Source organism: Klebsiella sp. CB_Kp196 (genome assembly GCF_040061575.1).
GTDB classification, from domain to species: domain Bacteria; phylum Pseudomonadota; class Gammaproteobacteria; order Enterobacterales; family Enterobacteriaceae; genus Klebsiella; species Klebsiella michiganensis.
In genome coordinates, this window is sequence record NZ_JBEAFH010000035.1 from 126,496 (window position 1) to 145,538 (window position 19,043).

The following is a 19,043-nucleotide window of genomic DNA, read 5'->3' on the forward strand; positions in this document are numbered from 1 at the left end:
CGTATTGTCAGGCAATACGCCGTTTTACCGACTTAACGGGTACCGTAGACGACGATAGTTTTACCGTGCGCGGAGATCAGGTTTTGATCTTCCAGCATTTTCAGGATGCGGCCAACGGTCTCGCGGGAGCATCCGACGATCTGACCAATTTCCTGGCGGGTAATTTTAATTTGCATACCGTCCGGGTGGGTCATCGCATCCGGCTGTTTAGCCAGGTTCAGCAGCGTCTGAGCGATACGACCGGTAACGTCAAGGAAGGCGAGGTTGCCGACTTTCTCAGACGTGACCTGCAGACGACGAGCCATCTGCGAAGAGAGACGCATCAGGATGTCCGGGTTAACCTGGATCAGCTGACGGAACTTTTTGTAGGAGATTTCGGCCACTTCACATGCGGTTTTCGCACGTACCCAAGCGCTACGCTCCTGGCCTTCTTCAAACAAGCCTAATTCACCGATGAAATCGCCCTGATTAAGGTAAGAGAGGATCATCTCTTTACCTTCTTCATCCTTGATGAGTACAGCCACGGAGCCTTTAACGATGTAGTACAACGTTTCTGCTTTCTCACCCTGGTGGATCAGCGTGCTCTTTGATGGGTACTTATGAATGTGGCAATGAGACAAGAACCATTCAAGGGTAGGGTCTGTTTGCGGTTTGCCAAGCACCATGCGCGGTTATCCTCTGTTATAAGCTATCTCCGGGTGCCGACACTACACGGCATCCGGGCATGCAATCGTATTGAATCCCTATACCTGGGAATCCGGCTGAAAGTTTTCTGCAGCCTGTAATGTGAACTCCTCTGCATACATGCAGTACATCAATGTATTACTGTAGCATCCAGATTGTTTTAGCATAGCTTTCGCCGCATGTCTCCTGGTGTCTCGCTTCAGCATGACCCAGGTCGCCTTCCGTTGCGAGAATTGTTATGTACGCGTAATCTGTCAGGAAAATTACAGCCCTGGAGTTAAATTTATGCAAGCGCGAGTGAAGTGGGTTGAAGGGTTAACCTTCATCGGTGAGTCGGCTTCTGGCCACCAGATTCTGATGGACGGCAATTCCGGGGATAAAGCGCCCAGCCCAATGGAAATGGTACTGATGGCGGCAGGCGGATGCAGCGCGATTGATGTGGTTTCCATATTGCAGAAGGGCCGCCAGAACGTCACCAACTGCGAAGTTAAGCTGACCTCGGAGCGCCGCGAAGAGGCGCCGCGTCTGTTTACCCATATCAATCTGCATTTTATCGTGACCGGTAAAGAACTGAAGGACGCTGCCGTGTCTCGCGCGGTCGACCTGTCGGCGGAAAAGTATTGTTCCGTCGCGCTGATGCTTGAGAAAGCGGTAAACATTACCCACTCTTATGAAGTGATCGAAGGGTAAGCCGAACGCGCCCCGGCCGGCAATCGCGCCACCGGGGTTCTGGCTACTCGCTGATTTTCCTGCCTTCCATCAGCCGCTCAACCAGCGGCGCCATAATCAGTTCCATCGCCAGCCCCATTTTCCCGCCCGGTACCACCAGGGTATTCATATGCGAAATAAACGAGCCCTGCAGCATCGCCAGTAGCCAGGGGAAATCGATATTTTTTAGATTACGGAAATGGATAACGACAAAGCTTTCATCCAGTGAAGGAATGGCTTTGGCCGCAAACGGGTTGGACGTATCCACCGTCGGTACGCGCTGAAAGTTGAGGTGGGTGCGTGAAAACTGCGGGGTGATAAAGTTGATGTAATCTTCCATCGAGCGGACCACGGAATCCATGACCGCCTCACGAGAGTGTCCGCGCTCGCTGGTGTCGCGGATAAGCTTCTGGATCCACTCAAGATTGACGATGGGCACCACGCCGACCAGCAGGTCGACATGGTTTGCTACGTTATGCTGCGGCGTCACAACGCCGCCGTGCAGGCCTTCATAAAACAGGACGTCAGTCGGTTCCGGCAGCGGCTGCCAGGGCGTGAAGGTCCCCGGAACCTGATTCCACGGCACGGCCTCGTCATAGGTATGTAAATATTTGCGCGACTGGCCTTTGCCGCTTTGCCCATATTCGGCGAACGTGTGTTCCAGCAGGCCGAAGTCGTTAGCCTCGGGGCCAAAGTAGCTGATATGTTTGCCCTGATCGCGCGCTTTACGGATCGCCATGTCCATTTCCGGACGGGTATAGCGGTGAAAGCTATCGCCTTCAACTTCGGCGGCGTGCAGATTAAGCTGGGCGAAAATTTTGCGAAAGGCGAGGCTGGTGGTCGTGGTTCCCGCGCCGCTGGAGCCCGTGACGGCAATCACCGGATGTTTGGCAGACATAACAACTCCCAGAGTAAACGATAGTGTGTGCCGCCTTAGCCGTGAAACTGCTTGCGGGGCATGATGTTCACCGTTTCGTGCAGTTCTGACCACACCAGCACGGCTTCTCCGCTTTTCAACTGTTGTTTAACATCCGCGACTTTATCCGTCAGCGAACGTTCATGTTCACCATAATCGGTGCCTTCACGTAATACAAAACTTTCGATCAGGTTATCCAGCGTTTCGGGATCGAGATCTTGCCAGGGAATGATCATATTTGCGCTCCTAGCCAACGGGTTAGCCAATCCGGGATGCGTTTTTCAAGCCACATTTCAGGCTTACGCAGCGTGCCGCCGACGAAGCCAACGTGCCCGCCGTGCTCCGTGAGCTGATATTCGACATTCGCCGGCAGCTGCTCCTGCGGGGGAATCGAGTGGTGATCCATAAAGGGATCGTCCTTCGCGTGAATAATCAGCGTGGGCTTAGTGATATCGCTCAGGCGCGGCATGGCGCTACACTGGCGATAGTAGTCCAGCGCATCGGCAAAACCGTGGATCCTGGCCGTAATGCAATCGTCAAACTCGCGGATACGGCGCATGCTTTTTAGCTGGCGTAAATCGACGGGCAGAGAGCCGGGATAGGCTTTTAGCTTACGCGCGGCGTTGGCTTTCAGCAGGTTGAGCAGGTAGCGCTGATAAACGCGGGAGAAACCTTTGTCCATATGATAGCTACAGGCTTCCAGCATAAACGGCGCCGATACGATAACCGCGGCATCAACGGGAATAGCGTCGCCTTCTTTTGCCAGCAGGCAGCCCAGCATATTGCCCCCGAGCGAATATCCCACCGCGGCGGTGGGAACCGTGCCGTACTCGCGCTGGAGCCAGCGCAGAAACCAGGAGCCGTCTTCCGTTTCGCCCGAGTGGTAGATGCGGTTATTCCGGTTGGGTTCGCCGCTACAGCCGCGAAAGTGCATTACCACGCCCAGCCAGCCGCGCTGCATTGCCGCATGGATAAGTCCGTGTGCGTAAGGGCTGTGTAGGCTCCCCTCCAGGCCATGAAATACCACCAGACGAGGTTTATGGCGCGCCTGAGAAGGGTCTTCACTCCATGCCAGATCGACAAAATCGCCGTCCGGCAATTCCAGACGCTGCCAGTGGGGAGTAAAGCGGAGTTTGCGACGGATTAGCCGCGGCAACATGGTTTGCAAATGACGATTGCCTACGCCGCGCATCGGATGAAACTGCTGCGAGTCGTCTTCAGGGGGCGTCATTTCTGTAGGAGTGATATCAACCATAGCACCAGAGCAATAAATAATCTTTATAACATACTATACCGCGCATGAAGTGCGCAGGTTAGCCCATATGTGGCCTTGCGGCTAATCGGTCAGCAGGTTACGTGAAAAGAGATGAAAATCGACGCCGGGTTTACGCCGCCATAGCCGCGCTTTCCGCGCGCCGGTTGCCGCTGTTTCACCGGTCTCTTCAAACATTCCGGAGGCTTCGAAGCGGCGAATCAGGCTTTTGCGTTGAATCGGCTGACCAAGGATGATTTCCGTGGCTTCCAGCAGCTGACCATGGGTAAAGGTCTCCGGCAGACAGTAAACCGGCAGTAAAGAGTACATCGTTTTTTGGCGTAAGCGATGCAGACCGGCGTCGATAATCTTTTGATGATCGAAAGCCAGCGAATAGCTATCCAGCTGCGCCACCGGCACCCAGCGGGCATCGCTGACGCTGGCGATATGCGGCTGACACTCTACCCACGAGATTAACGCAAACCAGGCGATAGTCAGGCTCCAGCCGCGCGGATCGCGATCCGGCCCGGAGAAGGTGTCGAGCTGCTCCAGCCATGACGGTGAAATCCCGGTTTTTTCCGTGAGCTTACGTAGCGCCGTGGCGCGGGTTGAATCATCGTGCGCCAGATCGATAAAGCCGCCGGGTAGCCCCCACGCCCCCTGCTGCGGTGGATTAGCGCGCTCAACCAGCAGAACGCACAGCGCCCCTTCATGCAGGGTAAACAGGACGCTATCGACGGTCACCAGCGGCGAGGGAAAGCGGCTGGCATCGTATTGGCTGAGGTATTCGGCATCGTTGGTCATAGAGCGCTCGCAGCGGAAAAGAACGCTGACAAGTGTACCAGCCCCTTCCTGAGCAGCAAGCCTACATTTTTATTATTGTTTTTCAACTGCTTAATTCACATCTCCGCTTAAATGACATTTAACGCTTGCACAATATGTGTCTTAGGGACATTATTGATTGTGTCTTAGGGACACAATTTAATGAGCGGAGGTCATCATGAGCGAAAAATTTACCCTGGAACTGGATGATGAAGCGTTTACGCTTGCCAGCGGCGTCTTTCCCGATGGCGCTGTGTGGCTGAAGGTGACCGATCCACTACCGCCTTCCGCCCGTCTGATGCGCATCCGGGCGGTTGCTCTGCGCGACATGAACGATTTTATGCTGCTGGCGCAGCTGGTGGAGGCCGTGCGTCATGTTACCGACGTGACGTTTAGCCATCTGGAACTGCCGTGGCTGCCGTGGGCGCGTCAGGATCGTCATATGGTGCCGGGAGACAGCTTCGCGCTGAAGGTCTTTGCCAGGCAGCTTAATACCCTTGGCTTTGACAAAGTCGTGGTGCTTGACCCGCACAGCGATGCCGCAGCGGCGGCAGTCAATAACATGGTCGCGGTGGCTCAACAGCACTGTCTTCTGCAGAGCGCCGGTCTGCGTCAGGCTATTGCTGCCGGGGAGCTGATGCTGGTGGCGCCGGATGCCGGTGCGCTAAAGAAGATTCATCCTGTGGCTAAAGCCTGCGGTGCCGGAGAGTTCGCGATCCTCGGTAAAGAGCGTGACCTTGCCAGCGGCGCGTTAAGCGGTTTTTCCCTGCTGGCCGGTGATGTCGCGGGTAAAGCGGTGCTTATTGTTGACGACCTCTGTGACGCTGGCGGCACCTTTATCGGCTCGGCGCAGGTGCTGCGCGAGGCGGGCGCCCGCAGCGTGAGTCTGTACGTCACCCACGGTATTTTTTCCAAAGGCGTAGAGCATCTGTTGAATAACGGCATCGATGCCGTTTACGCCACCACCTCTTTGACTTCTCCTGCCCTGGCTCATCCGCAGCTGGAGCTTATCGATATTGACGCCATCTACCGCGCACATTGGGGATAACATGATGAAAATAAATCCGATTCTGGCCATTGATGGTTATAAAGTTTCCCATCGCGTGCAGTATCCGCAGGGGACAACGAAGGTTTACTCTAACTTTACCCCGCGCAGCGATCGTTTTTTCCAGTCGCCGCAGGCCGATGGCAAGCTGGTGTTTTTCGGCCTGCAGGGCTTTCTGCAGTGGTTCCTGGTCGATCTGTTTAACGAGGCGTTTTTCGCCCGCCCGGAAGAGGAGGTCGTGAACGAGTATAAGCAGGTGATGGACGGCTATCTGGGGCGCGATACGGTTGGGGTGGAGCCTATTCGCGCTCTGCATCGGCTTGGCTATTTACCGCTGCATATCAAAGCGCTGGATGAAGGCACCAAGGTGCCGATGAAAGTACCGGTGCTGACCATCACCAATACGCAACCTGAGTTCTTCTGGCTGGTGAACTATCTGGAGACGGTGCTTTCGGCGGAGCTGTGGAAAGCGTCAACCAACGCGACCATCGCCCACCACTATCGCCTGATTTGCGAACGCTGGGCGGAGAAAACCTGTAGCGATCTGACGCACCTTGATTTCCAGTGTCACGATTTTTCGTTTCGGGGAATGTCCGGGCTGCACGACACTGCGCAGTCGGGCTGCGGACATCTGGCCAGCTTCAAAGGGACCGATAGCCTGCCTTCGCTGCTGTATGCCCGTGATTATTACACTCGCGGTGAAGATGAGCTCATCGGCGCCAGCATTCCGGCTACGGAACACAGCGTGATGTGTATGGGCGAGCGCGAGCGGGAAATTGAAACCTTTCGCCGGCTGATTACCGAAGTCCACCCGCAGGGTTTCGTCTCTATCGTCTCGGATACCTGGGACTACTGGCAGGTGCTGACCGAATACACCCGCGAGCTGCAGGCAATAATTATGCAGCGTCAGGGGCGCGTGGTATTCCGTCCGGACAGCGGCGATCCGGTGGCGATTCTGTGCGGAACCGCAGCTGACGACGACACCCGCAGCGAGCGCAGCGCCGAGGAGAAAGGCTCCGTGGAGGTTCTGTGGGAAATTTTTGGCGGTACTATCAACGAAAAAGGATACAAGGTGCTGGATCCGCATGTCGGCCTGATTTACGGCGATTCCATTACTCTCGCCAGAGCGGATGAGATCCTGCGTCGCCTGGAAGCGAAAGGCTTTGCCAGCGCTAACGTGGTGTTCGGCGTGGGTTCATTTACCTACCAGTACAACACCCGCGATACCTTCGGCTTCGCGATGAAGGCAACCTGGGGGGAGGTGAACGGCGAGGGAAGAGCCCTCTTTAAGGAGCCGAAAACCGATAATGGTCTTAAACGTTCGGCGCGTGGTCTGCTGCGCGTGGAACGCGACGCCTTGGGGGAACTGCAGCTGTACGATGGGCAAACGCTGGAACAGGAGCAGCAGGGCGAGTTAAAAACGCGCTTTCTGGATGGCAAGCTGTACGGCTATGTCTCGCTGTCGCAGATCCGCGCCCGGCTGGCGGCGCAGCGCTAAGCCAGGGTGCGGAGGATGAAAAAAGGCGGGTTAGCCCGCCTTCACGTATGGCATATTGCCGCTAGCCTTCCTGCAGCATCTGCTCCAGCTGCTCCTGGGCATCCAGCCAGGCCATTTCACACTCTTCCAGCCCGGACTTCGCGCTGGCCTGCTGCTGTAGACACGCGGTGAGCTCGGCTTTGCGGCTTTGATCGTACAATTCGCTGTCGCCCAGCTTCTCTTCCGCCTGCGCCAGCTGCGCGTTGAACTTCTCCATCTCTTTTTCCAGTCGGGCGATCTCTTTGCGCAGCGGCTGGGTCAGCGTACGCAGCTCGGCTTCCCGGCGTTTCTGATCTTTACGCGCCTGGGCGCTGTTGCCGTTTTCCTTTGGCTCTTCCGATGTCTGGTTTTCCTGCTTTTGCGAGTCGCTCAGCCACTGCTGATAGTCTTCAAGATCGCCATCGAAAGGTTCGACTTTGCTGTCGTGCACCAGGTAAAGGTCATCGGTGGTGGAGCGAATCAGATGACGGTCGTGCGAAACCACCACCAGCGCGCCTTCAAAATCAATGAGCGCTTCGGTTAGCGCCTGGCGCATATCGAGATCGAGGTGGTTGGTGGGTTCATCAAGCAGCAGCAGGTTAGGCCGCTGCCAGACGATTAACGCCAGCACCAGGCGCGCTTTCTCGCCGCCGGAGAAACGCTTTGTCTCTTCGTTGACTTTATCGCTCTGGAAGCCGAAACCGCCCAGATAGTCGCGCAGCTTCTGCTCCAGCTCCTGCGGCGCAATACGGGCAAGATGCTGCAGCGGGGATTCGTCGGCGCGCAGGAACTCCAGCTGATGCTGGGCAAAGTAGCCAAGCTTGATGCCTTTCGCCAGACCAATTTCACCCTGCAGCGGCTGTAGCTCGCCGGCCAGCAGTTTAATCAGCGTCGATTTACCGGCCCCGTTACGCCCCAGCAGACCGATGCGCGAACCGGGAACCAGATTCAGCTTGATTGAGTCGAGAATCACGCGCTCGCCATAACCGGCGCTGACCTTTTCCATTTTCAATAGGGGATTGGGCAGGCTTTCCGGCGCGCGGAAGCTAAAGTGAAACGGGTTATCAACGTGGGCAGGGGCGATGAGCTCCATACGCTCGAGCATTTTGATACGGCTTTGCGCCTGTTTAGCTTTGGTGGCTTTAGCGCGAAAACGGTCGATGTAGCTCTGCAAATGCGCGACGCGCAGCTGCTGGCTCTCATACATCGACTGTTGCTGCGCAAGACGGGTCGCGCGCTGCACTTCAAATGAGCTGTAGTTGCCGGTGTACTCGAACATCGTTTGCTGTTCGATATGGATAATTTTGTCGACGATCGGATCGAGAAAATCGCGATCGTGGGAGATCAGTATCAGGGTCCCCGGGTAGCCTTTGAGCCACTTCTCCAGCCAGATGACCGCGTCGAGATCGAGGTGGTTCGTCGGTTCATCAAGCAGCAGCAGATCGGAACGGCAAATCAGCGCCTGCGCGAGGTTGAGACGCATACGCCAGCCGCCGGAAAAGTCGCTCACCGGTCTTTCAAGCTGTTCGTTGCTGAAACCGAGCCCGTGGAGCAGGCTGGCCGCACGCGAGCGGATGGTCCAGGCGTCGATGGCGTCCAGCTTACCGTGGACCGTCGCGATGGCATGGCCGTCATTACGTTCGTTGGCTTCGTGCAGGTCCGCCTCCAGCTTGCGGAATTCGCGATCGCCATCAATAACATAGTCAATAGCCGGCTGCGCAAGCGCAGGCGTTTCCTGATTAACCCAGGCCAGCTGCCAGCTGCCGGGGAAGGTCATTGAGCCGCCGTCGGCGCTAATCTCGTTTTTCAAAAGCGAAAGCAGCGTGGATTTACCGCAGCCGTTTTTACCCACCAGGCCGACTTTTTGCCCTGGGTTGATGGTGGCGGTAGCGTTGTCCAGCAGGACGCGTACGCCGCGACGAATTTGTAAGGAGGAGAAAACAATCATAAGGCGCCGTATGTTCTGACTATGTTAATTTGTCATTATGATAATGTAGTGTCGAGCGAATCGCTCAACCGGGCCGCAATGGTAGCCCAAAATGAAGATGATACACAAAGTCATTCTGGTTGCGTCGGGACGCAGCCGCTGCACAGGCCGCCAGAAGACGTTCGGGAGGGGAAAGATGTCTCAGACAGCGAAAGTTTTGCTGCTGTATGCCCACCCAGAATCTCAGGATTCCGTGGCCAACCGGGTTTTGCTTGAACCGGCCTTACAGTTGTCGAATGTTACCGTGCACGATCTCTACGCGCACTATCCGGATTTTTTTATCGATATCGCCTGCGAGCAGGATCTCCTGCGCCAGCATGAGGTGATTGTTTTCCAGCATCCGCTCTATACCTGGAGCTGCCCGGCGCTGATGAAAGAGTGGCTGGACAGGGTGCTTAGCCGCGGCTTTGCCAGCGGGGCGGGAGGGAATCAGCTGGCGGGAAAGTACTGGCGTAGCGTCATTACTACCGGCGAGCCGGAGAGCGCCTACCGGCGCGATGCCCATCGTTATCCGATGAATGATATTCTCCGCCCTTTCGAACTGACCGCCGGTATGTGCCGCATGCACTGGATGAGCCCGATTATCGTCTACTGGGCGCGTCGGCAATCACCCGACGATCTGAAAAGCCGCGCTCGCGCCTACCGCGATTGGCTGGCTAACCCTGTAACGGCGGGAGGTCCAAATGGCGGGAGCTGATTTACTGCTGGCCGGGGTGTTATTTCTGTTTGCCGCCGTAGTGGCGGTGCCGCTGGCGGCGAGGCTGGGTATTGGTGCCGTGCTCGGGTATCTGTTGGCCGGTATCGCCATCGGCCCCTGGGGATTAGGCTTCATCAGCGATGTGGATGAAATTCTTCACTTCTCAGAATTAGGCGTCGTCTTTCTGATGTTTATCATCGGACTGGAGTTGAATCCGTCCAAGCTGTGGCGGCTGAGAAGCTCCATTTTCGGCGTCGGGGCCGCTCAGGTCGCCTTCAGCGCGCTGATACTTGGCGGTTTGCTCATGCTTAGCGACTTCTCATGGCGCGCTGCGGTGGTTGGCGGAATTGGGCTGGCGATGTCTTCCACCGCGATGGCGCTGCAGCTGATGCGGGAGAAAGGCATGAGCCGCAGCGAGTCCGGGCAGCTGGGCTTCTCCGTACTGCTGTTTCAGGATCTGGCTGTGATCCCGGCCCTGGCGCTGGTTCCCCTGCTCGCAGGGTCAGGTGACGACCATTTTAACTGGCTCACCATCGGGATGAAGGTGCTGGCCTTCGGCGGAATGCTGGTTGGAGGTCGTTATCTGCTGAGGCCGGTATTTCGGTTTATCGCCGGCTCCGGCGTGCGGGAGGTCTTCACCGCGGCGACGCTACTGCTGGTTCTTGGATCGGCGTTGTTTATGGATGCGCTCGGTTTGTCGATGGCGCTGGGGACCTTTATCGCCGGCGTCCTGCTGGCAGAGAGCGAGTATCGCCACGAGCTGGAAATCGCCATTGAGCCGTTTAAAGGGCTTCTCCTCGGGCTGTTCTTTATTTCCGTTGGCATGGCGCTGAACCTTGGGGTGCTCTATACCCATTTACTGTGGGTTGTGGCCAGCGTCGCGATACTGGTGACGGTAAAAGGTCTCGTCCTGTATCTTCTGGCACGGGTTTATGGCCTGCGCAGCTCTGAACGGGTGCAGTTTGCCGGCGTGCTGAGCCAGGGGGGCGAGTTTGCCTTTGTGCTGTTCTCACTCCCCGCTTCGCTTCGTCTGTTTCAAAACGATCAGATGGCCCTGCTGCTGGTGACGGTGACATTATCGATGATGACCACGCCGCTGCTGATGAAGCTCATCGATAAAGTCCTTTCGCGGCGATTGAACCAACCTGAAGAGGAGGGCGAGGCTCCGTGGGTTGAAGATGACAAACCGCAGGTGATCATCGTTGGTTTTGGGCGTTTCGGCCAGGTGATTGGCCGTCTGCTGATGGCGAACAAAATGCGTATTACGGTACTGGAGCGCGATATCAGCGCGGTCAATCTGATGCGTAAATATGGCTATAAAGTTTATTTTGGCGATGCGACGCAGCTGGAGCTCCTTCGCTCGGCGGGAGCCGAAGACGCGCAGTCGATCGTTATCACCTGCAACGAGCCGGAAGATACCATGAAGCTGGTGGAGATGTGTCAACAACACTTTCCACATCTCCATATTCTGGCGCGAGCGCGGGGACGCGTTGAGGCCCATGAGCTGCTGCAGGCGGGAGTGGCGCAGTTTTCCCGCGAAACCTTCTCCAGCGCGCTGGAGCTAGGACGGAAAGCGCTTATCTCACTCGGCATGCATCCCCATCAGGCGCAGCGCGCCCAGCTGCATTTTCGGCGCCTCGATATGCGGATGCTGCGCGAGTTAATGCCGGTGCATAGTGATACCCTGCAGATATCCCGCGTGCGGGAAGCGAGACGCGAGCTGGAGGAGATTTTTCAGCGCGAGATGCAAAAAGAGAGCAGGCAGTTAGACGGCTGGGATGAATTTGAATAAAGGTAAATGATATGGCTGTGCGTAAACGTTTTATCGCCGGTGCGAAATGCCCGGCGTGCCAGGCCCAGGATTCGCTGGCGATGTGGCGTGAGAATAATGTCGATATTGTTGAGTGCGTTAAGTGCGGTCATCAGATGCGTGAGGCGGATAAAGAGGTCCGCGAGCATGTTCGCAAAGAAGAGCAAGTGATAGGCATTTTTCATCCGGACTAGCGTTATCTATCGGCTTTTTTTAAGCTAGAGGGTACACGGGTGCAGAATTCCGCTACAATCTGCGCCACTATTCTTCCCATGCTCAGGAGATATCATGAAAGTAGCAAAAGACCTGGTGGTCAGCCTGGCCTATCAGGTACGTACAGAAGACGGTGTGTTGGTTGATGAGTCTCCGGTAAGCGCGCCGCTTGACTACCTGCATGGTCACGGTTCCCTGATTTCCGGCCTGGAAAACGCGCTGGACGGCCACGACGTTGGCGACAAATTTGACGTCGAAGTCGGCGCTAACGATGCATACGGTCAGTACGACGAAAACCTGGTTCAGCGCGTTCCTAAAGACGTATTTATGGGCGTTGATGAACTGCAGGTTGGCATGCGCTTCCTGGCGGAAACCGATCAGGGTCCGGTACCGGTAGAAATCACCGAAGTGGGTGACGAACACGTTGTTGTTGACGGTAACCACATGCTCGCTGGTCAGAATCTGAAGTTCAACGTTGAAGTTGTCGCGATTCGCGAAGCAACGGCGGAAGAGCTGGAGCATGGTCATGTACACGGTGCTCACGGGCACGATCATGGCCACGACCACGATCATGATGGTTGCTGCGGTGGCCACGGCCATGACCATGACCACGAACATGGCAAAGGCGGCTGCGGCGGCAACGGCGGCTGCGGCTGCCACTAATTCCGCTGCGCTCGCGTCGCGGAATAGAAAAAAGCGGGGAAACCCGCTTTTTTTACGTCTTAATAGTGCGGCGGGGGCGTTTCTTCCGCCTGTGAAGCCATATGCGACGGCTGAGTGGCTTTCAGTTTTTCGACCATCAGGCGCATATGTTCGCGCATCCTCGCCATTTCTATCTCGTGGGCGGTGACGGTCTTGTTGAGGTCTTCAATAGTGATTTCCTGAAACGCCAGTCTGCTCTCCAGCTCCGCAAGGCGAGTCTCTAAAGTGCTATCGTGCATGAGTAACCTCTTCTTTCTTATCCTGCGGGCGGATTCTACTGAAGTTTCAGCATCCGCGCAGCATCGTTACGTCTGACAGGAAACTAATTCATACAAAAATAGTCTTAAATGAGGCGATATTCAGGTACGTCTGTATGTTGATTTGTTCTGCAACGTTCTATAGTACGTTTTTTGTTTTTTACGATAACCCTGGGGTGAGATGCCCCGGCCCTGGAGAAATGGATGAAATCACTGTTTAAAGTAACGCTGCTGGCGACCACTATGGCCATCGCCCTGAATGCACCGCTGAGCTTCGCTGCTGAGACTACAGCGAAAGCGGCACCCGCAACGGACAGCAAATCGGCATTTAAAAATGACGATCAGAAATCTGCTTATGCGCTGGGTGCATCGCTGGGACGTTACATGGAAAACTCCCTGAAAGAACAAGAAAAACTGGGCATCAAATTAGATAAAGATCAGCTGATCGCCGGCGTTCAGGACGCTTTTGCTGATAAGAGCAAGCTGTCCGATCAGGAGATCGAACAGACTCTGCAGGCGTTTGAAACCCGTGTAAAAACTGCTGCTCAGCAGAAAATGGAAAAAGACGCCTCTGAGAATGAAGCGAAAGGCAAAGCTTACCGTGACGCCTTTGCCAAAGAGAAAGGCGTGAAAACGTCTAAATCTGGCCTGCTCTACAAAGTCGAGAAAGCGGGTACCGGTGAAACGCCGAAAGACAGCGATACCGTTGTCGTCAACTACAAAGGTACGCTGATCGACGGTAAAGAGTTTGATAACTCTTATACCCGCGGCGAGCCGCTTTCCTTCCGCCTGGACGGCGTGATCCCGGGCTGGACCGAAGGCCTGAAGAACATCAAGAAAGGCGGTAAAATCCAGCTGGTCATTCCACCGGATCTGGCTTACGGCAAAACTGGCGTACCGGGTATCCCGGCAAACTCTACTCTGGTATTTGATGTAGAGCTGCTGGATATTAAACCGGCGCCGAAAGCGGACGCCAAGCCTGAAGCCGCTGCTGAAGCGCCAGCCGCTGACGCTAAGAAGTAATCGGTTTTAAGCCGCCGCCTCCAGGGGCGGCGGTTTTTTTATTGCGGGCAGATATAATTAAAACTGGAAAGAACCTCAGGCGCTGTATTACTTTAGATAGATTAATAATGATGATGAGCCTGCCCTGACGATAACGACAGGCTCCTGAAAAGGAGTGCTTTTTTTCATGTCCAGGTCGCTTTTAACCAACGAGACCAGTGAGCTTGATTTGCTGGATCAACGTCCTTTTGACCAGACCGACTTCGATATCCTTAAATCCTATGAAGCGGTAGTGGACGGGTTAGCGATGCTCATCGGTTCCCACTGTGAAATCGTATTGCACTCATTGCAGGACTTAAAATGTTCCGCTATTCGTATCGCCAACGGTGAACACACCGGCCGTCAAATCGGCTCGCCAATTACCGACCTTGCGCTGCGCATGCTGCACGATATGACTGGAGCCGATAGCAGCGTTTCCAAATGCTATTTTACTCGCGCCAAAAGCGGTGTGCTGATGAAATCGGTCACTATCGCTATCCGCAACCGTGACCATCGGGTCATTGGCCTGCTGTGCATCAACATGAACCTTGATGTCCCTTTCTCACAAATCATGAGCACCTTTATTCCGCCGGAAACGACGGAGGTGAATTCCCAGGTCAACTTTGCTTCATCGGTTGACGATCTGGTGGCCCAGACGCTTGAGTTCACGATTGAAGAGGTGAACGCTGACCGTAACGTTTCTAACAACGCTAAAAATCGGCAGATCGTCCTAAACCTCTATGAGAAGGGGATTTTTGATATCAAAGATGCCATCAACCAGGTGGCCGATCGGCTGAACATCTCTAAGCACACGGTATATCTCTACATTCGTCAGTTCAAAAGTGGAGATTTCCAGGGGCTGGATAAGTAATGCGCTTTGCCATTACGGTAACGGGGCCCGCTTATGGTACCCAGCAGGCCAGCAGCGCACTACAGTTTGCCCGCGCCGTTTTGCAGGAAGGCCACGAGTTGATCAGCATCTTTTTCTATCGTGAAGGCGTCTATAACGCGAATCAGCTCACGGCGCCCGCCAGCGACGAATTTGATCTGGTTCGGGCCTGGCAGACGCTGCATGACGAACACGCCGTTTCCTTGCATATCTGTGTAGCCGCAGCGTTACGCCGTGGAATCACTGATGAACAGGAAGCCCGGCAGCTAAATTTGCCTGGGTATAATTTGCAGCCGGGCTTTACCTTGAGCGGATTGGGCGCGCTGGCGGAAGCCGCGTTAACCTGCGATCGCATGGTGCAGTTCTGATGAAGCGCGTAGCCTTTGTTTTTTCGTCTGCTCCTCATGGTTCAGCGTCGGGCAGGGAAGGGCTGGACGCCCTGCTGGCAACCTCAGCGCTGACGGAAGAGATCGGCGTTTTCTTCGTGGGCGATGGCGTCTTTCAGCTTCTTCCCGGGCAGCGCCCCGCAGCGGTGCTGGCGCGCGACTATATCTCCACCTTTAAGCTCTTATCGCTATACGATATCGAACAGTGCTGGATTTGCGCTGCTTCAGCACGGGAGCGCGGTCTGAATTCTGCCACGCCGTGGGTTGTTGATGGCGAATGGCTGGAGCCAGAGGCTTTGCGCGCCCGGCTTGACGATTTTAACGTGATACTGCGGTTCTGAGGCTCGAATGCTCCACACGCTAAGCACATCCCCCTGGCACGCCGATATGGCGGCTATGCTCCGTTTGCTAAAAGAGGGCGACGATCTTCTGCTGCTGTCGGACGGCGTTATCGCCGCTCTCGCGGAAGGCCGTTTCCTTGAAATCCTGCAATCTGCCCCCATATCCCTCTACGCTCTGCAAGAAGATATCGAAGCCCGCGGGCTGGCTGGTCAAATTGCGGACAGTGTCGTCAGGGTTAGCTATACTGATTTCGTCAGACTTTCAGTCAAACATGCAGGTCAGTTGTCCTGGTAATGGCGGGATCGTTGTATATTTCTTGACACCTTTTCGGCACCGCCCTAAAATTCTGCGTCCTCATATTATATGAGGCGATTTATTACGTGTTTACGAAGCAAAAGCTAAAACCAGGAGCTATTTAATGGCAACAATTAACCAGCTGGTACGCAAACCACGCGCGCGCAAAGTTGCAAAGAGCAACGTGCCGGCGCTGGAAGCCTGCCCGCAGAAACGTGGCGTATGTACTCGTGTATATACCACCACTCCTAAGAAACCGAACTCCGCACTGCGTAAAGTTTGCCGTGTGCGTCTGACTAACGGTTTCGAAGTCACCTCCTACATCGGTGGTGAAGGTCACAACCTGCAGGAGCACTCCGTGATCCTGATCCGTGGCGGTCGTGTTAAAGACCTTCCGGGTGTTCGTTACCACACCGTTCGTGGTGCGCTTGACTGCTCCGGCGTTAAAGACCGTAAGCAAGCTCGCTCCAAGTATGGCGTGAAGCGTCCTAAGGCTTAATGGTTCTCCGTTAAGTAAGGCCAAACGTTTTATATTAATGTCAAACTAAACTCTTAGAGTTTTGGACAATCCTGAATTAACAACGGAGTATTTCCATGCCACGTCGTCGCGTCATTGGTCAGCGTAAAATCCTGCCGGATCCTAAGTTCGGATCAGAACTGCTGGCTAAATTTGTAAATATCCTGATGGTAGATGGTAAAAAATCTACTGCAGAAGCAATCGTATACAGCGCGCTGGAGACCCTGGCTCAGCGCTCTGGTAAAAATGAACTGGAAGCTTTCGAAGTCGCTCTCGACAACGTGCGCCCGACTGTAGAAGTTAAGTCTCGCCGCGTTGGTGGTTCTACTTATCAGGTTCCAGTTGAAGTCCGTCCGGTTCGTCGTAATGCTCTGGCAATGCGTTGGATCGTTGAAGCTGCTCGTAAACGTGGTGATAAATCCATGGCTCTGCGTCTGGCGAACGAACTTTCTGATGCTGCAGACAACAAAGGTACTGCAGTTAAGAAACGTGAAGACGTTCACCGTATGGCAGAAGCCAACAAGGCGTTCGCACACTACCGTTGGTAATCCCTTCGGAGTATTAGTCACCAGGCGGGCGCTTCAGATAAGTCGCCCGTTTTGGATAACTTAACTGAACGCCTAAAGAAATAAACGAGGAATCAAATGGCTCGTACAACACCCATCGCACGCTACCGTAACATCGGTATCAGTGCGCACATCGACGCCGGTAAAACTACTACTACCGAACGTATTCTGTTCTACACCGGTGTAAACCACAAAATCGGTGAAGTTCATGACGGCGCTGCCACCATGGACTGGATGGAACAGGAGCAGGAGCGTGGTATTACTATCACCTCCGCAGCGACTACTGCATTCTGGTCAGGTATGGCTAAGCAGTATGAACCGCATCGCGTAAACATCATCGACACCCCGGGGCACGTTGACTTCACCATCGAAGTAGAACGTTCCATGCGTGTGCTTGATGGTGCAGTAATGGTTTACTGCGCAGTTGGTGGTGTTCAGCCTCAGTCTGAAACCGTATGGCGTCAGGCAAACAAATACAAAGTTCCGCGCATTGCGTTCGTTAACAAAATGGACCGTATGGGTGCGAACTTCCTGAAAGTTGTTGGTCAGATCAAAACCCGTCTGGGCGCGAACCCTGTTCCGCTGCAGCTGGCGATTGGCGCTGAAGAAGCGTTCACCGGTGTTGTTGACCTGGTGAAAATGAAAGCCATCAACTGGAACGAAGAAGACGCAGGTGTAACCTTCACTTACGAAGATATCCCGGCAGACATGCAGGAACTGGCCGAAGAATGGCACCAGAACCTGATCGAGTCCGCTGCTGAAGCTTCTGAAGAGCTGATGGAGAAATACCTGGGTGGTGAAGAACTGACTGAAGAAGAGATTAAAACTGCTCTCCGTCAGCGCGTTCTGAACAACGAAATCATCCTGGTAACCTGTGGTTCTGCGTTCAAGAACAAAGGTGTTCAGGCGATGCTGGATGCGGTAGTTGACTACCTGCCATCCCCGGTTGACGTACCTGCGATCAACGGTATCCTGGACGATGGTAAAGATACTCCGGCTGAGCGTCACGCTAGCGATGATGAGCCGTTTGCTGCTCTGGCATTCAAAATCGCTACCGACCCGTTCGTGGGTAACCTGACCTTCTTCCGCGTGTACTCTGGTGTGGTTAACTCTGGTGATACCATCCTGAACTCCGTGAAAGCTGCACGTGAGCGTTTCGGTCGTATCGTACAGATGCACGCTAACAAACGTGAAGAGATCAAAGAAGTTCGCGCGGGCGATATCGCTGCTGCTATCGGTCTGAAAGACGTAACTACGGGTGACACTCTGTGCGATCCTAATGCGCCGATCATTCTGGAGCGTATGGAATTCCCTGAGCCGGTAATCTCTATCGCTGTTGAACCGAAAACCAAAGCTGACCAGGAAAAAATGGGTCTGGCTCTGGGCCGTCTGGCTAAAGAAGACCCGTCTTTCCGCGTATGGACTGATGAAGAATCTAACCAGACCATCATCGCCGGTATGGGTGAGCTGCACCTCGACATCATCGTTGACCGTATGAAGCGTGAATTCAACGTTGAAGCGAACGTCGGTAAACCTCAGGTTGCTTACCGCGAAGCGATTCGCGCGAAAGTTACCGATATCGAAGGTAAACACGCTAAACAGTCTGGTGGTCGCGGTCAGTACGGTCACGTCGTTATCGACATGTACCCACTGGAGCCGGGCTCTAACCCGAAAGGTTATGAGTTCATCAACGACATCAAAGGTGGTGTAATTCCTGGCGAATACATCCCGGCCGTTGATAAAGGCATCCAGGAGCAGCTGAAAGCAGGTCCTCTGGCTGGTTATCCGGTAGTTGATCTGGGCGTGCGTCTGCACTTCGGTTCTTACCACGACGTTGACTCCTCTGAACTGGCGTTTAAACTGGCCGCTTCTATTGCCTTTAAAGATGGCTTTAAGAAAGCGAAACCAGTTCTGCTTGAGCCGATCATGAAGGTTGAAGTAGAAACTCCGGAAGAGAACACTGGTGACGTTATCGGTGACCTTAGCCGTCGTCGCGGTATGCTGCGCGGTCAGGAATCCAACGTGACTGGCGTTGTGATCCACGCTGAAGTTCCGCTGTCTGAAATGTTCGGATATGCAACTCAGCTGCGTTCTCTGACCAAAGGTCGTGCTTCTTACTCCATGGAGTTCCTGAAGTATGATGATGCGCCGAACAACGTTGCTCAGGCCGTAATCGAAGCCCGTGGTAAATAAGCCGCAGGGTTAAAACCAAAGTCCCGTGCTCTCTCCAGAAGGGGAGAGCACTATAGTAAGGAATATAGCCGTGTCTAAAGAAAAATTTGAACGTACAAAACCGCACGTCAACGTCGGTACTATCGGCCACGTTGACCATGGTAAAACTACTCTGACCGCTGCAATCACTACCGTTCTGGCTAAAACCTACGGTGGTTCTGCTCGCG

Annotated in this window: 23 protein-coding genes; 16 read left to right on the forward strand and 7 right to left on the reverse strand. The window is 54.5% G+C overall.

Annotated features, from left to right (window positions below):
• Window positions 1–32: 32 nt before the first annotated feature.
• Window positions 33–665 carry a cAMP-activated global transcriptional regulator CRP gene (crp, locus tag ABLU87_RS09640; RefSeq protein WP_000242758.1) on the reverse strand — a complete coding sequence of 211 codons (633 nt, stop codon included), beginning with the start codon at window positions 663–665 and terminating at the stop codon, window positions 33–35.
• Window positions 666–969: 304 nt separating this feature from the next.
• Between crp and ABLU87_RS09645 the strand changes: the two genes are divergently transcribed.
• A complete protein-coding gene (locus ABLU87_RS09645; RefSeq protein ID WP_004854875.1) occupies window positions 970–1,374 on the forward strand; it encodes an OsmC family protein in 405 nt (134 codons plus the stop codon).
• A 43-nt stretch (window positions 1,375–1,417) separates the two neighbouring features.
• On the opposite strand, the gene ABLU87_RS09650 is transcribed toward ABLU87_RS09645, so the two are convergent.
• From ABLU87_RS09650 to ABLU87_RS09665, 4 genes are all read right to left on the reverse strand, one after another.
• Window positions 1,418–2,290 (reverse strand): phosphoribulokinase, encoded by an 873-nt coding sequence (locus tag ABLU87_RS09650; RefSeq protein WP_004854874.1) that lies wholly within the window; start codon window positions 2,288–2,290, stop codon window positions 1,418–1,420.
• Window positions 2,291–2,325: 35 nt separating this feature from the next.
• On the reverse strand, window positions 2,326–2,544 hold the full coding sequence (locus ABLU87_RS09655) for a YheU family protein (RefSeq protein WP_004125965.1): 219 nt from the start codon (window positions 2,542–2,544) through the stop codon (window positions 2,326–2,328).
• Window positions 2,541–3,500 carry a hydrolase gene (locus ABLU87_RS09660; protein ID WP_231719137.1) on the reverse strand — a complete coding sequence of 320 codons (960 nt, stop codon included), beginning with the start codon at window positions 3,498–3,500 and terminating at the stop codon, window positions 2,541–2,543. The genes ABLU87_RS09655 and ABLU87_RS09660 overlap by 4 nt, the downstream gene beginning before the upstream one ends.
• A gap of 144 nt (window positions 3,501–3,644) precedes the next feature.
• A complete protein-coding gene (locus tag ABLU87_RS09665) occupies window positions 3,645–4,364 on the reverse strand; it encodes an NUDIX domain-containing protein (protein ID WP_014227046.1) in 720 nt (239 codons plus the stop codon).
• A gap of 196 nt (window positions 4,365–4,560) precedes the next feature.
• On the opposite strand from ABLU87_RS09665, the gene prs reads away from it, so the two are divergent.
• Both prs and ABLU87_RS09675 read left to right on the forward strand, forming a co-directional pair.
• Window positions 4,561–5,430: a ribose-phosphate diphosphokinase gene (gene prs, locus ABLU87_RS09670; RefSeq protein WP_048263499.1), complete on the forward strand. Its 870-nt coding sequence runs from the start codon at window positions 4,561–4,563 to the stop codon at window positions 5,428–5,430.
• Between the two features lie 4 nt (window positions 5,431–5,434).
• Window positions 5,435–6,925: a nicotinate phosphoribosyltransferase gene (locus ABLU87_RS09675; protein ID WP_049084405.1), complete on the forward strand. Its 1,491-nt coding sequence runs from the start codon at window positions 5,435–5,437 to the stop codon at window positions 6,923–6,925.
• Between the two features lie 61 nt (window positions 6,926–6,986).
• Here ABLU87_RS09675 and ABLU87_RS09680 read toward each other — a convergent pair whose 3' ends face one another.
• Window positions 6,987–8,891 carry an ABC transporter ATP-binding protein gene (locus tag ABLU87_RS09680; protein ID WP_046877911.1) on the reverse strand — a complete coding sequence of 635 codons (1,905 nt, stop codon included), beginning with the start codon at window positions 8,889–8,891 and terminating at the stop codon, window positions 6,987–6,989.
• 175 nt (window positions 8,892–9,066) lie between these two features.
• On the opposite strand from ABLU87_RS09680, the gene kefG reads away from it, so the two are divergent.
• From kefG to slyD, 4 genes are all read left to right on the forward strand, one after another.
• Window positions 9,067–9,627, forward strand: a complete 561-nt coding sequence (kefG, locus tag ABLU87_RS09685; RefSeq protein WP_004854856.1) for a glutathione-regulated potassium-efflux system ancillary protein KefG — start codon at window positions 9,067–9,069, stop codon at window positions 9,625–9,627.
• Window positions 9,614–11,419: a glutathione-regulated potassium-efflux system protein KefB gene (gene kefB / locus ABLU87_RS09690; RefSeq protein ID WP_014227043.1), complete on the forward strand. Its 1,806-nt coding sequence runs from the start codon at window positions 9,614–9,616 to the stop codon at window positions 11,417–11,419. Before kefG ends, kefB begins: the two co-directional genes overlap by 14 nt.
• 11 nt (window positions 11,420–11,430) lie before the next feature.
• The gene (locus ABLU87_RS09695) at window positions 11,431–11,631 is read left to right on the forward strand and encodes a YheV family putative zinc ribbon protein (RefSeq protein WP_004106389.1); all 201 of its coding nucleotides are present in this window, start codon (window positions 11,431–11,433) and stop codon (window positions 11,629–11,631) included.
• Between the two features lie 94 nt (window positions 11,632–11,725).
• Window positions 11,726–12,313, forward strand: coding sequence for a peptidylprolyl isomerase (gene slyD, locus ABLU87_RS09700; protein ID WP_014227042.1), 588 nt, complete (start codon window positions 11,726–11,728; stop codon window positions 12,311–12,313).
• 59 nt (window positions 12,314–12,372) lie between these two features.
• Here the strand turns inward: slyD and ABLU87_RS09705 are convergent, their stop codons facing one another.
• Window positions 12,373–12,591 (reverse strand): protein SlyX, encoded by a 219-nt coding sequence (locus ABLU87_RS09705; RefSeq protein WP_004106384.1) that lies wholly within the window; start codon window positions 12,589–12,591, stop codon window positions 12,373–12,375.
• Window positions 12,592–12,813: 222 nt separating this feature from the next.
• On the opposite strand from ABLU87_RS09705, the gene fkpA reads away from it, so the two are divergent.
• The 9 genes from fkpA to ABLU87_RS09750 all read left to right on the forward strand — a co-directional run.
• Entirely contained in the window at window positions 12,814–13,632 is an 819-nt protein-coding gene (gene fkpA, locus ABLU87_RS09710) for an FKBP-type peptidyl-prolyl cis-trans isomerase (RefSeq protein WP_025107830.1), read from the forward strand.
• A 166-nt stretch (window positions 13,633–13,798) separates the two neighbouring features.
• Window positions 13,799–14,521: a transcriptional regulator gene (locus ABLU87_RS09715; RefSeq protein ID WP_004106380.1), complete on the forward strand. Its 723-nt coding sequence runs from the start codon at window positions 13,799–13,801 to the stop codon at window positions 14,519–14,521.
• Window positions 14,521–14,907, forward strand: a complete 387-nt coding sequence (gene tusD, locus ABLU87_RS09720) for a sulfurtransferase complex subunit TusD (protein ID WP_025107829.1) — start codon at window positions 14,521–14,523, stop codon at window positions 14,905–14,907. The genes ABLU87_RS09715 and tusD overlap by 1 nt, the downstream gene beginning before the upstream one ends.
• Window positions 14,907–15,266 (forward strand): sulfurtransferase complex subunit TusC, encoded by a 360-nt coding sequence (gene tusC, locus ABLU87_RS09725; RefSeq protein WP_004854839.1) that lies wholly within the window; start codon window positions 14,907–14,909, stop codon window positions 15,264–15,266. The genes tusD and tusC overlap by 1 nt, the downstream gene beginning before the upstream one ends.
• Window positions 15,267–15,273: 7 nt before the next feature.
• Window positions 15,274–15,561 carry a sulfurtransferase complex subunit TusB gene (gene tusB, locus ABLU87_RS09730; protein ID WP_025107828.1) on the forward strand — a complete coding sequence of 96 codons (288 nt, stop codon included), beginning with the start codon at window positions 15,274–15,276 and terminating at the stop codon, window positions 15,559–15,561.
• 124 nt (window positions 15,562–15,685) lie between these two features.
• On the forward strand, window positions 15,686–16,060 hold the full coding sequence (gene rpsL / locus ABLU87_RS09735) for a 30S ribosomal protein S12 (RefSeq protein ID WP_002920115.1): 375 nt from the start codon (window positions 15,686–15,688) through the stop codon (window positions 16,058–16,060).
• A 95-nt stretch (window positions 16,061–16,155) separates the two neighbouring features.
• A complete protein-coding gene (rpsG, locus tag ABLU87_RS09740; RefSeq protein ID WP_004106370.1) occupies window positions 16,156–16,626 on the forward strand; it encodes a 30S ribosomal protein S7 in 471 nt (156 codons plus the stop codon).
• Between the two features lie 96 nt (window positions 16,627–16,722).
• Window positions 16,723–18,837: an elongation factor G gene (gene fusA, locus ABLU87_RS09745; protein WP_004115957.1), complete on the forward strand. Its 2,115-nt coding sequence runs from the start codon at window positions 16,723–16,725 to the stop codon at window positions 18,835–18,837.
• Between the two features lie 70 nt (window positions 18,838–18,907).
• On the forward strand, window positions 18,908–19,043 hold a 136-nt coding region (locus tag ABLU87_RS09750), incomplete at its 3' end, for a GTP-binding protein (RefSeq protein ID WP_009484166.1).